This is a genomic window from Colwellia marinimaniae, from assembly GCF_002207865.1.
GTDB classification, from domain to species: Bacteria; Pseudomonadota; Gammaproteobacteria; order Enterobacterales; family Alteromonadaceae; genus Colwellia; species Colwellia marinimaniae.
Map to the genome: position 1 here is coordinate 1 of NZ_BDQM01000359.1, position 257 is coordinate 257.

Annotated in this window: 1 protein-coding gene; it reads left to right on the forward strand. The window is 45.1% G+C overall.

The window, feature by feature from the left end; genetic code table 11:
- Positions 1 to 11 precede the first annotated feature (11 nt).
- Positions 12 to 143, forward strand: a complete 132-nt coding sequence (locus MTCD1_RS21990; protein WP_268807386.1) for an ACT domain-containing protein — start codon at positions 12 to 14, stop codon at positions 141 to 143.
- Positions 144 to 257: the final 114 nt, after the last annotated feature.

A 257-nucleotide genomic window follows, 5' to 3' on the forward strand; every position in this document is an offset into this window, starting at 1 on the left:
AAGTGACCAAGATGGATATGCAGTTAGAAGGTGAGCAAGGTGTTCGACTCGCTATGCATGTCGAGAGTGAGCGGGCCATCGAGCTGCTGACCAATCAGTTAGACAAGCTTTTCGATGTGATCGACTGTCGGGTACAGGCTTAAGGCTTACTAGATACTGATGACAGACTATTAGATTAGCGATAATAACAGAGTAAACAGTTAACGCCTGTTGCAGTGAATATTGACAGAGAGTGGGGAAATAGAGATGACCGTGAA